Annotated in this window: 14 protein-coding genes; 2 read left to right on the top strand and 12 right to left on the bottom strand. The window is 35.2% G+C overall.

All coding sequences use genetic code 11. From position 1 onward, the window contains the following. Position 1 precedes the first annotated feature (1 nt). Both BW732_RS09040 and BW732_RS09035 read right to left on the bottom strand, forming a co-directional pair. Positions 2–673, bottom strand: a complete 672-nt coding sequence (locus BW732_RS09040; protein ID WP_077276446.1) for a methionine ABC transporter permease — start codon at positions 671–673, stop codon at positions 2–4. Next, the gene (locus tag BW732_RS09035) at positions 670–1,410 is read right to left on the bottom strand and encodes an ATP-binding cassette domain-containing protein (RefSeq protein ID WP_077276445.1); all 741 of its coding nucleotides are present in this window, start codon (positions 1,408–1,410) and stop codon (positions 670–672) included. Before BW732_RS09035 ends, BW732_RS09040 begins: the two co-directional genes overlap by 4 nt. 397 nt (positions 1,411–1,807) lie before the next feature. Between BW732_RS09035 and BW732_RS09030 the strand changes: the two genes are divergently transcribed. Further along, positions 1,808–2,974: an FtsW/RodA/SpoVE family cell cycle protein gene (locus BW732_RS09030; protein ID WP_077276444.1), complete on the top strand. Its 1,167-nt coding sequence runs from the start codon at positions 1,808–1,810 to the stop codon at positions 2,972–2,974. 60 nt (positions 2,975–3,034) lie between these two features. On the opposite strand, the gene BW732_RS09025 is transcribed toward BW732_RS09030, so the two are convergent. The 7 genes from BW732_RS09025 to rimP all read right to left on the bottom strand — a co-directional run bounded on the left by BW732_RS09025 (position 3,035) and on the right by rimP (position 9,075). Further along, a complete protein-coding gene (locus BW732_RS09025; protein WP_077276443.1) occupies positions 3,035–3,910 on the bottom strand; it encodes a VOC family protein in 876 nt (291 codons plus the stop codon). A 215-nt stretch (positions 3,911–4,125) separates the two neighbouring features. Then, positions 4,126–4,482 carry a 30S ribosome-binding factor RbfA gene (gene rbfA / locus BW732_RS09020; RefSeq protein ID WP_077276442.1) on the bottom strand — a complete coding sequence of 119 codons (357 nt, stop codon included), beginning with the start codon at positions 4,480–4,482 and terminating at the stop codon, positions 4,126–4,128. Positions 4,483–4,514: 32 nt separating this feature from the next. After that, positions 4,515–6,716 carry a translation initiation factor IF-2 gene (gene infB, locus BW732_RS09015; RefSeq protein WP_077276441.1) on the bottom strand — a complete coding sequence of 734 codons (2,202 nt, stop codon included), beginning with the start codon at positions 6,714–6,716 and terminating at the stop codon, positions 4,515–4,517. Between the two features lie 21 nt (positions 6,717–6,737). Further along, positions 6,738–7,043 carry a L7Ae/L30e/S12e/Gadd45 family ribosomal protein gene (locus tag BW732_RS09010; protein ID WP_077276440.1) on the bottom strand — a complete coding sequence of 102 codons (306 nt, stop codon included), beginning with the start codon at positions 7,041–7,043 and terminating at the stop codon, positions 6,738–6,740. After that, positions 7,033–7,332 carry an RNase P modulator RnpM gene (rnpM, locus tag BW732_RS09005; RefSeq protein WP_077276439.1) on the bottom strand — a complete coding sequence of 100 codons (300 nt, stop codon included), beginning with the start codon at positions 7,330–7,332 and terminating at the stop codon, positions 7,033–7,035. The genes BW732_RS09010 and rnpM overlap by 11 nt, the downstream gene beginning before the upstream one ends. Before the next feature lie 34 nt (positions 7,333–7,366). Then, a complete protein-coding gene (nusA, locus tag BW732_RS09000) occupies positions 7,367–8,581 on the bottom strand; it encodes a transcription termination factor NusA (RefSeq protein ID WP_077276438.1) in 1,215 nt (404 codons plus the stop codon). 20 nt (positions 8,582–8,601) lie between these two features. After that, positions 8,602–9,075, bottom strand: coding sequence for a ribosome maturation factor RimP (rimP, locus tag BW732_RS08995; RefSeq protein WP_077276437.1), 474 nt, complete (start codon positions 9,073–9,075; stop codon positions 8,602–8,604). Between the two features lie 468 nt (positions 9,076–9,543). Here rimP and abc-f point away from each other — a divergent pair, with 468 nt between their 5' ends. Then, entirely contained in the window at positions 9,544–11,040 is a 1,497-nt protein-coding gene (abc-f, locus tag BW732_RS08990; protein WP_077276436.1) for a ribosomal protection-like ABC-F family protein, read from the top strand. Between the two features lie 42 nt (positions 11,041–11,082). On the opposite strand, the gene BW732_RS08985 is transcribed toward abc-f, so the two are convergent. The 3 genes from BW732_RS08985 to nadE are packed head-to-tail and all read right to left on the bottom strand — an operon-like array spanning position 11,083 to position 14,526. Further along, positions 11,083–11,820, bottom strand: coding sequence for a tRNA 2-thiocytidine biosynthesis TtcA family protein (locus tag BW732_RS08985; RefSeq protein WP_077276435.1), 738 nt, complete (start codon positions 11,818–11,820; stop codon positions 11,083–11,085). 12 nt (positions 11,821–11,832) lie between these two features. After that, entirely contained in the window at positions 11,833–13,668 is a 1,836-nt protein-coding gene (locus BW732_RS08980) for an LTA synthase family protein (protein ID WP_077276434.1), read from the bottom strand. 18 nt (positions 13,669–13,686) lie between these two features. Beyond that, entirely contained in the window at positions 13,687–14,526 is an 840-nt protein-coding gene (gene nadE / locus BW732_RS08975) for an ammonia-dependent NAD(+) synthetase (protein ID WP_077276433.1), read from the bottom strand. Between the last annotated feature and the right edge of the window lie 39 nt (positions 14,527–14,565).

Here is a 14,565-nt window from a genome sequence, read left to right as displayed (position 1 = left end):
CCTACTTTCTTTTATCTATTTTTTTTGCTAGCCACGTGCCAAAGCACTGAATAGCACCAACTAATAAAATCATGATAAATACAGCGGTATACATAACACTATATTCATAACGTTGATAACCGTACCGAATGGCAAAATCACCAATTCCACCACCTCCAACAACTCCCATAACGGTTGAGTAGGAGACAAGGCTTATCACCATTGACGTTAGCCCTAAAATCAAGCCACTTCTTGCTTCAACTAACAATATTTGCCTAATTAACTGGACCCATGTCATACCTAATGAATTCGCTAAATCTAAGACATTACTTGGGAGATCTAACAGAACCTGCTCAGTCAAACGAGCATAGATTGCAACAGCAATTAAACTTAATGGAAAGGATGCTGCTAATGCTCCGAAAGCTGTCCCATAAATTAAACGAGTCACTGGAATTACCGTCACAACTAATAGTAGAAATGGGAAAGAGCGCATAATATTCACATATACATTACATAGTTGATACAAAACTTTATGTGGATACGACCCTTCATTTCGTGTTAGAAATAAAATTAAACCAATCGTTAATCCAATCACTGCCCCACTCAATGTAGCAATTAGTAACATTAATCCGGTTTCTTTGAACGCCCTCAAAAATTCAGGTGCATAATAGAGAAGTGTTTCAACATAAGTCATCGAGTTAAGACCTCCCTAATTTTTTCAGGATAGGTCACCTGTGACTGATGAGCAGTTTCTGGTAGTGACTTAACAGCTGTTTCCGTTACAATCCGCCCTTTTTCTAAAACAATTGCGCGAGTACAAAGTGACTTGATAACATCTAATTCATGGCTGACAACAACCATTGTCGTTTGTTTAGTCCGTTGACATTTTTTCAAAATATCAATCACATCTTGTGTCGCTTGTTCATCTAAAGCACTAGTAGCTTCATCAAGTAACACTAATTCTGGATCTTTAATTAATGCACGAGCAATTGCCACGCGTTGTTGCTGCCCACCACTTAATTGTGATGGATACGCTGTTAATTTATCTGATAACCCGACAAAATCAAGCCAATCACGTGCTAACTCAACATTCACTTGTTTGGTTAACTTCATTGGTAATAATACATTATCTAATACTGTAACGTTATGTAGTAGATTAAATTGCTGAAAAATCATACCCATTTGTTGTTTTGTCTGTCTGATTTCAGTTCCAGAAAATTTCGTGACATCTTTTTTTTTGATTAAAATCAGACCCTCATCTGGCTTCGACATCAAATTAATCAGTTTAAGAATGGTTGACTTTCCTGAACCACTTTCACCAACTATTCCAAAAACTTCGCCAGTATTAACCTGAAAGCTCACATCTTTAACTGCCTGTATGATTGTCTGGTCATGTCTAAACTGTTTTGTGACCTGACTAAAAGTCAACATCTCATTCACCTAAATTCTGTTGTTTATCATTATGTTAGACTAAATTGCCAACAAAAAAAGTGTACTAAATTGACAGCTAAATGAAAACCATTTCATTAAGAAAACGATTTATTAATAGTTTATCTTTTTTTCAACTATTTATTGAGCAATTCTTTTTTGATTTAAAAAATCAGTTAATCACTGATAAAACAACAATTATCTGTCCAAATATTTGTTTAGAGCTCTAAACAAATTAATAATTGATAAAAAAATCACAAAAAATAAAAACTTAATTGTTTTTATTTTTTTGAATTCATTAGGTTTTTTTTAAACCTTATTTAAAATATATGTTTTTTAAACAAATTATGTTACAGTCTTTAACGTATTGATTTGTAACTAGTTATTAAAGGATGATATTATGTCTAATGAATTAAAAAAAAGAATGAACACAATCAATTATGCCCTACTGTTACCAATCTTTTTATTGGTTCTTCTAAGTATTTGGTCACAGTATTGGGTCGCATTTTATGATAATCGTGACTTAGCCTTACAACAAGCACTCAAACAACTACTCTTTAGCTTGATTGGCTTAGTCGGTATGTTTTGCTTAAGACTAATAAATAAAAAATTTATTTGGCAACTTACTCCTTATTGTTATGCTTTTTCATTATGTCTCATGTTGTCTTTATATGTTTTTTATGATCCGGTGATGTTTCAATTAACTGGAACTAAAAGATGGCTAGATATTGGTGGTTTTCAATTTCAGCCGTCTGAATTTGCTAAAATTGCCTACATTTTATTTGTTTCACGTTTTTTAGTAACCAATAACCAACCAACTAAAATTACCTCTTGGCAAGAAGACTTAAAAAAATTAGGTAAGTTACTACTATATAGTCTGCCACTATTTGGGTTAATGTTTATGCCAAAAGATTTCGGAACGTCACTAGTCTTCCTATTTATCCTAGGGGCGTTAATTGTAGCCTCAGGGATGAATTGGCGTATTGTTTTGTCACTTGTTGCCATTGCAAGCTTACTTGGAGGATTACTCATTACGTTAGTTTTTACAGATTTTGGTCAACATGTTTTAGAAGCCTTACATTTTAAAACGTATCAATTAAACCGTGTTCGAGCTTGGGCGAACCCTTTTGAATTTTCTAACTCGATTGGTTATCAACAAGTTCAGGGCCTTAAAGCCATTGGGTCTGGTGGGATATTTGGTAAAGGGACATTGGGTATTAATGTGTACGTACCTGTACGAGAATCAGATATGATTTTTACATTTATCGGAGAAGCATATGGTTTTGTAGGTTGCACAGCAGTCATTTCTTTATATTTTTATTTGTTTTACCAAATTTTTTCTACAAGCGTTAATAGTAATTCACTATTTAATAGTTATATTGGTATTGGAATCATTTTTATGCTACTATTTCAAACACTCGAAAATATTGGCGCGTCTATTGGTCTTTTACCTTTAACAGGTATTCCCTTACCATTCCTAAGTCAAGGTGGTACGTCTTTAATTGCGACGCTATTAGCATTAGGATTAGTACTTGAAATCCCACCTAAATCAACTGTTAATACTTAGCTTTATCTCTTAATATACAAAAAAATACGATGTTAATAATAACTTATTAACATCGTATTTTTATTGATTAGGAAAAACTCTGAACCATAATTGAATACCATTAGGATCAGTAATCCCAATAATTTGTTTACCTTTATTAAAATATAAATCTGCATGTTCGTGTTCCAAATGATTTTTTAGAGCGACTAAACTATCAAAACTTGGTACAGAGAATGTGACATGATCAACACCTAAATCATCTTCTTGGACGTTGCGCACATTACTAGCTGGTGTCCAGCTATCTAAAGCAATATGATGATGGTAGTCGTTAACTGTCAAATAATGCATATTAATAAAATCATCATCTTTTAACGCAAAGCCTAGTAACCGAGTATAAAAATCATGACTTTGATCTAAATCTGAAACAGATAAGTGCACATACCCTACCTTTGTACCTTCTGGAACTTTCACATACTCATCTTTTGCTTTTTTTGTTACTTTGCGTAAATCTAATGACTTTGTGACACCATTGATACGACCATTTTGGAGAGGCCATTCATCTTTTGGCTTATCCCAAACAAATGCCAAACGGTTACCCTCAGGATCTGTGATATAAATAGCTTCACAATAACCGTGGTCACTTTCACCATCGATTGGATAATTTAGTTTAAATAAATGATGAATAAAAGCGCCTAACTGTTCCCTTTTCGGGAATACAAATGCCATGTGATTCAAACCAGTTCCTTGATTAGCATCTAAATTGGCATGTGGTGTATATACCAAACCTAACAACTTTTTCTTGTCTTGACCTAAGCCCATAATAGCCATATCATTCTCTTCGTTAATTAAGTCAAGTCCTACAACATGACGATAAAAATTTTCCATTTTATCAAGATCTTTGACTTTAATCGCAACGGACGCTAATTGTAATGCTGGATCTAATGAGAAGCTTTCCATTATAGCTTATTCCCCCTATTTTTTAAGTGATTGCCTAGATTTATTCATCACACATTGTACCACTATTTATTACATTACACTATTAATAATCATTAAAAGCACAAAGTCCTTAATAATTTTTAATTTTGCTAGCAAAAAAAAGATAAAAAAATAGATAAGAATTCTTAGGGCATAACAAAATATATCTCGCCCTAAGAATCCCCTCATCTATTTAGTTACTTTTCATTTGATTGATTTAATTTATTTATTAACTCATCAATATGATTCCCGTAAGCAACCGATTGATCGACTTCAAATTTTATTTCTGGTGTTTTATATATTTGTAGTCTTTGGCCTAATTCACGACGAATTAAACCAGTTGCTTTATCTAAACCACTTTGAATTTTTTCTCTTTCAGATGCTAATTCTGCCAACGACGTATAATAAATCGTGGCTTCTTGTAAATCACCTGTCAAGTCAACCTCAGTGATTGTTACACCTTGAACTCGAGGATCTCTTACTTTTTTTTGTAAAATATCATTTACTTCACGCAAAATTTCTTGAGACACACGTCTATGACGATAATTTGCCATTTTCCAGACCTCCTACTTTAAGTTAGGCTATTTTACTTTCTTTTTACTTCTTCCATGATGAATCCTTCAATAACGTCATCAACTTTAACGTCATTGTATCCTTCAACAGTTACACCACACTCAAATCCCATTTTAACTTCTTTGGCATCATCTTTAAAGCGTTTCAGACTAGCTAACTCACCTTCAAAAATAACAATGCCATCACGAATCAAACGGATACCGCTGTCACGACGAATGAATCCGTCTGTCACATAACAACCAGCAATTGTTCCAACTTTAGATACTTTATAAGTTTCACGAACTTGCATTTGTCCTGTAATTTTTTCAACAAATTCAGGATCTAACATTCCGTTCATTGCTGTTTCAATCTCTTCAATCACTTTGTAAATAATACGGTGTAAACGAATGTCCACTTGTTCTTGATCCGCTTGGCTCTTGGCTTGTGGTGTTGGTCGAACGTTAAAACCAATGATGATGGCATTACTTGCTGAAGCTAATGTAATATCACTTTCATTAATCGCACCAACCGCACTATGAACAATCTTCACTCGTACGCCTTCAACGTCAATTTTATTTAAACTAGCAGCTAAGGCTTCCGCAGATCCTTGAACGTCAGCTTTAATAATGACATTAACTTCTTTCATTTCACCATCTTTCAGACTTTCAAATAGTGTGTCTAATGTCACACGACTATTGACTGAACGTTGCTCTAATAACGCACGTTTCGCACGTTCTTCACCAGCTGAACGAGCAGTCTTTTCATCTTCAAAGGTAACAAAACGGTCTCCCGCTTGTGGGACATCATTTAGACCCGTAATTTCAACTGGTGTTGCTGGTCCAGCCTCTTTATCACGACGACCAACATCATTAGTCATAACACGCACACGACCATGTGTATTACCCACAACAATTGGATCACCAACATGCAGGGTTCCTTGTTGTACTAATAACGTTACAACAGGTCCTTTACTTTTATCAAGACGCGCTTCAATAACCGTTCCGATTGCACGTTGTGTTGGGTCAGCTTTTAAGTCTTCCACTTCAGAAACTAATAAAATCATTTCAAGTAATTCTTCGATGTTATCACCAAATTTTGCTGAAATCGGCACAAAGATTGTATCTCCACCCCAAGATTCAGGAATTAAACCATACTCACTTAGTTCTTGCATGACACGGTCAGGGTTAGCAGTTGGTTTGTCAATTTTGTTAACAGCAACAATAATTGGCACATTAGCCGCTTTGGCGTGATTAATCGCTTCAACTGTTTGTGGCATTACACCATCATCAGCAGCGACAACTAAAATTGTGATATCTGTAATACTTGCTCCACGTGCACGCATACTTGTAAATGCCGCATGTCCAGGTGTATCTAAGAAAGTAATTTTTTTATCTTGTATTTCGATTTGATACGCACCAATATGTTGCGTAATCCCACCCGCTTCGCCAAGAGTTACTTTCGCATGACGTAACGTGTCTAATAATGTTGTTTTACCATGGTCAACGTGTCCCATGATTGTTACAACGGGTGGTCGTGTCACTAAATGATCTGGATTAATGACATCTGCTTCAAAGAATTTATCAATATCAGCAACATCTTCTTGAATTTTTTCTTCTGCTTCAATACCATAATCAGTTGCTAATAATTCAATTGTATCCTTGTCCAATGCTTGGTTTTGATTAACCATAACACCCAACATAAATAATTTTTTAATAATTTCAGCTGGTTCACGATAGATTTTTTTCGCAATATCTGCAACATTCATGCCCTCAGTATAAACTAACACTTCAGGTAATTCTTTAAATTTACGTGGTGGTACAGCTGGTTTATTAGATGTTTGATATTTACCTTTTTTACGACGGTTATTACGTTTGTTAAAATTATTTGGACGGTTATTCCCTTTGGCATTTCCGCCTCGATTACCTTGTTGATTAGTACTTTTATTTGTTTGATTTTGATTACTCACGTGATCATCCTTACTATTTGTTTTTTTCTCATTCATTTTAGGGGAATGAGTCGGCTTAGTTGCCTTAACCTGTTCTTTATTCGTTTGATTTTTATCTACCGGTGATGCGGTTTTTTTATGAAATTGCTGACGAATACTTGCCTCGTCATTAGTAGACAAAGTGCTCATGTGATTTTTCACTTCTAAGCCTAACGTCTGAGCTTTTTCCACAATCACTTTACTTGTCACGTCTAATTCTTTTGCCAATTCGTGTACACGCTTTTTGCTCATGCTATCACCATCCTAATTCTATTAGTTTGCCATCAGCTCACGCATTTTTCGAGCAAAACCCCGATCTTTAATACCAATAATCGACCGACTACGGCCAATTGCATGACTGATATGTGCTTTTGTCATAAACATCACAATCGGCGTATCATAAGTTAAGCATTTATCATGCATTTTCTTCTTAGTATTATCACTAACATCTGCAGCAATAATAACTAATGATACGTCACCACTTTTAACAGCCTTCAATGTTGTTTCTTCGCCAGAAACTAATTTTCCAGCACGCATCGCTAAGCCTAACATATTTAAAACTTTTTGATTATTTTCCATTACCAAATAACTCTCTTCTAGCTTTTTGATGACTCACGTAATCCAGAAGTTCTTGGTAAAATTCATCTGTTAAATCCGCTTCAATCACACGGTCCAACACATGCTTATCCCAACTCAACTGTACAACATTAGGCTCCATAGAAAGATAAGCACCCCTACCTGGCATTTTACCACTTGGGTCAATGGATACTACGCCTTCTTTAGAACGAACAATGCGTATCATTTCTTTTTTAGGTTTCATTTCATTAGAAACAACACATTTTCTCATCGGAATTTTTCTTTGCTTCATCTACTTCGCCTCCCTTAGTCTTTTATTTAGCTGTTTATTTTTCAGTGTCGTCATTATCAGAAATTGGAATCTCGATTGTTGTCACTGGAATATCGATTGTTGTTTCAGGGAAAATTATTTCTTCTTCCACTTGTGCAGCAACTTCTTCAACAGCTTCTTCAACAATTGAAGTTGTTTCTAATTCAACTTTTTTTGCTTCCAATTCTTCTTTAATTGATTCTAATTCAGATTCAGGCTTAATATCAATTTTAAAGTTTGTCAACTTAGCAGCCAAACGAGCATTTTGCCCACGTTTACCAATCGCTAATGATAATTGGAAATCAGGCACAATTACTGTACATGCACGTTGTGACGCATCAAAAATTACGTCTACAACTTGTGCTGGATTTAATGCATTTGCAATAAAAACTGCTGGGTCAGCATTCCATTCAACAATATCCATATTTTCACCTTTAAGTTCATTCACAATTGCTTGAACTCTCTGACCCTTAGGCCCAACACAAGTACCCACTGGATCGATATCTGGGTTATCACTTTTAACCGCAACTTTCGCACGATCGCCAGCTTCACGAGCGATACTTACGATTTCGACTTCACCATCATATACTTCAGGAATTTCTTGTTCGAACAAACGTTTTAGTAAGTCTGGGTGGCTACGACTAACGTAAACTTGTGGTCCTTTTGATGTATTTTCAACTTTTGAAATATATACTTTAATTCGGTCATGTGGCTGGTATAATTCATTAGGAATTTGATCTTGCTTCGATAAGACAGCTTCAATTTTTCCTAAATTAACGTAAATATAGCGACGGTCTTGACGCTCGACAATTCCTTGCATGATTTCATTTTCATATGCACTGAATTCATTATAAATAATTGAACGCTCTGCTTCACGTACGCGTTGTAAAATAACTTGTTTAGCTGTTTGTGCAGCAATACGACCAAAATCTTTAGGCGTTACTTCAAAACGAATCATGTCACCGATCTCGTAAGCTTGATTCAATTTCAAGGCTTCTTTCAAACTAACTTCTAATTGAGAATCCATAACTTCTTCTGTCACTTCTTTAACAGAATAGATATGTACATCACCTTTTTTTTCGTCAAACTCAACTTCGACGTTCTGTGCCTGTCCATAATGGCGTTTATAAGCTGAAACCATTGCAGCTTCTAAAGCTTCAATGACGATTGCTTTTGAAATGCCTTTTTCGCGTTCTAAAGCATCTAAAGCTCCTAACATTTCTTTGTTCATAATCTTTTCAAAACCCCCATTTAAAATTGAATTGCTAATCTTGCTTTAGCGATATTTTTACGATCAAATGTCATTCTTTTTTCTTGTGTTTTTATTTTAATGTCTAATGTCAACGTATCATCTGTTAGTTCCTTCAGAAACCCTTGATACTGTTTTTCACCATCAATTTGTTGATATAATGACACATTAATATAGTCACCTATTGCATTTAAGTAATCGGCCTCTTTTTTTAATGGTCGCTCCGCACCTGGTGAGGATACTTCTAAAAAATAGGCTTGTGGAATCGGATCTGGGTCAATTGTATCAAGTGCTTCGCCCAGCTGTTCACTGACTAAGACACATTCATTAATATCAATACCGCCCTCTTTATCAATAAATACTCTCAAAAACCAGTTTTTTCCTTCTTTTACATATTCGATATCTACTAACTCAAAAGTATTTTCAGCCAAAATTGGTGTCACCAAATCAGTGACGGTTTCTACAACGTTTGCCATTTATCTTTGCCTCCTTCAGGCTCATCAAGGAATTCATCAAAAAGAGTGAGCGAAATCGCTCACTCTTTCTAATATCTATCACGTTAAAATTATACCATAATTTTGTGATGATAGCAAAAATAGTCGCATCTTATCGTTATTTTCACTGCATAATTAAACTAAATCAACTTTTTTAATAACAGTTGATTTTATGAATCAACCATGTTAGGATATTTTTAACGAAAGCGAGGGATCATCCATTGAAAATCTAAACCAATTTCTTAGTAAAAATCACATAGTAGCATTCCTATTTTTAGCACATAGGATTAGTCTGTGGATTTTTAGAATTGGTGGACGATAATAAATGATGGATGAACCAAACCAACTGCGTAGCTAGTGGGGAAATTTATCTATTTGTCTATTTATGACCAATTCTAAAAAGAATTGGTCTTTTCTTTTGTGTCAAACTAACAAAAGGACGTGGATAACATGAGTAAAATCGATATTAACAAACTCAGTTTTCAATATGATGGTGCACCTGACTTATTATTCGACGACGTTACACTGACTATTGATGCTTCATGGAAACTTGGCTTAATTGGTCGTAATGGACGTGGTAAGTCAACCTTTCTCAATTTATTAATGAATAAGCTGGAATACAACGGACAAGTCCAACACCAATTACCATTTACCTATTTTCCTATGACTATTGATGATCCGACAAAAATGACCTATGACTTATTGACTGACCTTTCAACTGTTGAATTATGGGAAATCGAACGAGAACTGACTTTACTAGGGACAACTGGTGATTGTTTATGGCGACCATTTGATACCCTATCTGGCGGTGAACAGACAAAAGTCCTCTTAGCATTATTATTTGCTGATAAATCTGCTTTCCCATTAATCGATGAACCAACCAATCACTTGGATTTATTAGGCCGTCAGCAAGTTGCCCGTTACTTAAAAAATAAGCAACAAGGATTCATTGTCACTAGCCATGATCAACAATTCATTGATTCGGTAGTCGACCATATTTTATCACTGGATAAAAGTAAAATTGTTTTATATCAAGGAAATTATACAACTTATCTAGAACAAAAAAAGCTCGAGGACCAAACTGAACGTCATCAAAATGACATTTTAAAAAAAGACATTGCACGATTGAAGGAAACGGCAACTAAAAAAGCCGAATGGTCACAATCACGTGAAAAAGATAAATATGGTAGCTCACATATTAAAAATAGTGGATCTGTTGGTGACACTGGATATATCGGTGCACGTGCCGCAAAAATGATGAAAAAATCAAAAAATTTATTGAATCGTATGGACCAACAAATCACTGAAAAATCTGCCTTATTAAAAAATATCGAGACTGCTGATTCACTGACAATGAACTATCAGCCCGATCATCATGCCAACATACTTAGATTAGAAAATCTTCAACTGAGTTTTGATCAACAGCCTTTATTTGATCCTATTACAATAGATATTAATCAAGGGGATCGGGTCGCAATTATTGGACCAAATGGTTCTGGTAAATCATCGTTAATTGAAGCAATCTTGGGGCAATTCTCTGGACAAATGACTGGAATAATCCATCATGCTACCAATCAAGATTGGAGTACGATTCGCCAATTATATTCAGACAACTTGGGTGACTTACAAGAATTTTGTGAGAAGCACCATCTATCATACGAACAGTTATTAGCCAATTTACGAAAATTAGGCATCGAGCGGAATTTATTTGTTAATCCGATTGAACGAATGAGTATGGGACAACAAAAAAAAGTTGAAGTCGCTAAATCTCTAATTACCCCTGCTCAATTTTATTTATGGGATGAGCCTCTAAATTATCTTGATTTATTTAATCATCAACAACTTGAAGACGTCATCTTACGTGACAAGCCCACTCTCCTTTTTGTCGACCATAATCAAGCTTTTATCGACCGGATTGCAACAAAAATTATTGATTTATCACATTAAAAAACCGTTCTAGGCAGAGTTAACTCTATCTAGAACGGTTTTTTAGCGATGCCATTTTGTATCTATTGTATTGGTTTCCATACTCTGAATAAATCTTTTTTTCAACAATGGATATTCTTGTGATAATCTTGACACTAGTTGCTTCATCTCTTCACGCTTTGTCTTTTTATCAACTGGACAAGGATTAAAGATAACCGGTAACTCTTTTTCCTGGACAAACCGTCGAATATCCTGTTCTTCAATGTAAAGTAATGGTCGAATAATACTAATCTGAGTTTGTGTTAAATAAGTTATTGGCTGAAAACTCTCCAATAGACCATGAAAGAAAAAATTCATAAAAAAAGTTTCAACAGCATCGTCTAAGTGATGGCCAAGCGCGACTTTTGTGCACCCCAACTCACTTGCTTTAGTATATAAAATACCTCGACGCATCTTTGCGCACAGCGAGCAGGGATTACTTTCTTCGCGAATATCAAAAACGACGGTAGCAATTTTTGTTGGCACTATCTCTAGGTGATAGCCTAACGATTCCACATATCGACTTAAGGGGGCTAATTCCATATCAAATCCTAAATCTAACGCAATCGGAATAATCTCAAATGAATAGCCAAGACGCTTTTGTTTAGAAATTGTATCAAGTAAAGTCAATAATGTCGTACTATCTTTTCCACCACTAAGACCGACTGCAACTTTTTCATTTGGCTGTATCATCTCGTAATTTAAAATCGCCCTACGTACAGGATTATAATATATTTGATTCTCTTTACTCTTAAAGCTCATCCTTAAAACTCCTTAATTAGATTGACTAGTAAATAATGCCTTACCATATCGCTGACCGGAAACACTATCATATTGGATTAATTGATACTCATCAAAGATTTCTTGAGCTCGAGGTGATAACGACACATTTTTTTCCCAGCGATTTTGATACATATAAGATTGATTTTCAAAAGCTGGTAAGTGATGGTGTAATTTTTTTAGTAAAGCCACAAATCCGGTTTCTTCAATCCCCGTTTTTTCCGATAAGAACTGTTGGAAATAAATTGGGCTAATCACTTGATTCGTTTCTTTTTTTTGATCAAAAGGATTCGAGACAAAAAATTCGGTTAAATGTAGTGCTTCTTGCGTATTAACCTGTACGACTTCTTCTGGATAAATTGACGGCAAATGATCGCCCCAAAAAACGACCAAAGTGGGACGAGATAACTCATCCAATTCTTTCATAAATGACGCTAATGCCTGTGATGTATACGCGATATCTTGAGCAAAATTGACAATACTTGTCTGATTTTTTTCTACATTAGTCTGGTAGTCGGACTGTTGATACTTTGTATTATACGGCATATGTGTTTGCATCGTCACCAAATGAACAAACTGCGGTTTCTCTTCTTGTTGCTTTAATTGATCTAACACTTCATTAAAAGCTGATTCATCAGAAATATAACTTTCAGGTGTTAATTTATCAGTATGCTTCATCGTCTTTTCAGATTTAAACGTTTCAAAACCAAGTAATTGATAGTTATCTTTCCGTTTATACATCGATGTGTTATAGGGATGAATTGCTGTTGTTTGGTATCCTTGCTGACTTAAATTAGAAACAACCGATGGAAAGCTTTTTTGTTTTGGTAAAAGCATAGTGTACGGCGTTGTCATTTGGGGAGACATCAGAGCCATTGAAAAACCCGTCAGTGCCTCAAATTCGATATTCGCCGTGCCACCTCCATAACCTTGGGACAACATTTGACCCGAGATAGTTGATTTAGTCGCAACTTTTTGATAATCAACAAGTGGATTTGGTGTGACTGTAACATCTTTTAGTAAATTGGGATTTGAAAAGCTTTCTGCCATAATATAAACAACATTAGGCTTTTCTGACGTTTCCTTTACATCATTTGCCTGTTGAGCGACTTGATTATACTTAGTCACAATTTTGTTAATTGCTTCTTTACTGTATCCTTCAGGCTCGGCCATTCCTTCAACTGTCGTATTATATAAAAAGCCACCGACAAAGCCAACATTATAATAATTCATTTTTTGACTATACGGAATCCATAATGCCGACCGATCATAGCCTTTCTTTAAGATATTATTAGGCTGATTAAAATTAGTCGCATAGAAAAGCAAAGCAAAACTAACACAACCGACTATTAAGCGTAGCCACTGGATGTTTTTGGGTAGCAAACGTGATTTTATTATCCACCAAACTAAAAAACCACTGAAGACCAAACTGACCACTAAAACTACTATAAACATTGTATTTCCCAAAATATCGTGAAACATACCAACCTGTAAAATCATTTTTAAATCATCTGGATAAATTGGTTCTTCTCGATAAAACATTTTTAGATAAGTGACTATACTTAATCCCGTGATACTAATAAAATAAATTAGATTACCGTAAATAACGGAACCTACAATCGCAATAATTAATAAATCTAGTGCTAATAAAACAATGCTGCCCAAGAAAAATTTTTCAGTATGCCACAAAAAAATAAATTTCCCAACCAGTTGCCATGACCACGCATTTTGACCTGCTTGTAATAGTGCATGACTTAAAAACACGACAATTAGCGTTGCTATACTAGCCAGTATCCATTTCACACTAGGTAACTTGAAATAGTGTCTCACAGTTTAAAGAGCCTCTTTCTAATTATTTTTTTGCCAGAACGTATCAAACATCGTGATAGGTAAATGACGTTTATGTTCGGTCTTAGCATACCAATTTTCAATTGTTTTCGCATCTTTCTCAGATACATCTTTTCCTTCTAAGTAATCATCAATTGCCTGGTATGTAACACCCAAAGCATCTTCATCTGCTAGCATTGGCCGATTTTCTTCTAAATCAGCTGTCGGAATTTTCATATATAAGGCTTCATTAGCACCTAGCTCCATTAATAAAGCTCTACCTTGACGTTTAGTCAAACCGAATAAGGGCAACAAATCAGCAGCTCCATCGCCAAATTTTGTGAAAAATCCCGTAACGTTTTCAGCTGCATGATCCGTTCCTAACACCGCACCATAATTTTCTCCTGCAACTGCGTATTGCACCATCATTCTCTGTCTAGCTTTAATATTCCCTTTATTGAAGTCGCTAACTTGAATAGCTGACTGAGTAGCTAATTCACTGACTAATGCATCAACAGCTGGCTTAATATCAACCACATATTGTTGGTCGGGGTGAATAAAAGTTATAGCTTGTTCGGCATCTTCCTCATCATTTTGTGCCCCATATGGTAAACGTACCGCAATAAATTGATAATTCATATCGTTTGTTTCATCACGCATCTCTTGAATAGCTAATTGTGCTAATTTTCCAGCCAAGGTTGAATCTTGTCCCCCACTAATTCCCAACACGAAACTTTTTAAAAAAGGATGGGCTTTAAGGTAATCTTTTAAAAAAGTAACCCGCTTAGCTATTTCCATTTTAGAATCAATTTTATCAGATACATGTAGTGCTTTTTGAATGTCTCTTTGTTTCTCACGCATACTTATCCACTCCTTAAAATGATGCCACCATTATAACAT

It is taken from the genome of Vagococcus penaei, assembly GCF_001998885.1.
Classification (GTDB): Bacteria; Bacillota; Bacilli; order Lactobacillales; family Vagococcaceae; genus Vagococcus; species Vagococcus penaei.
Note: the sequence above shows the minus strand (reverse complement) of the source record. Positions and strands in the feature narration are given on the sequence as shown.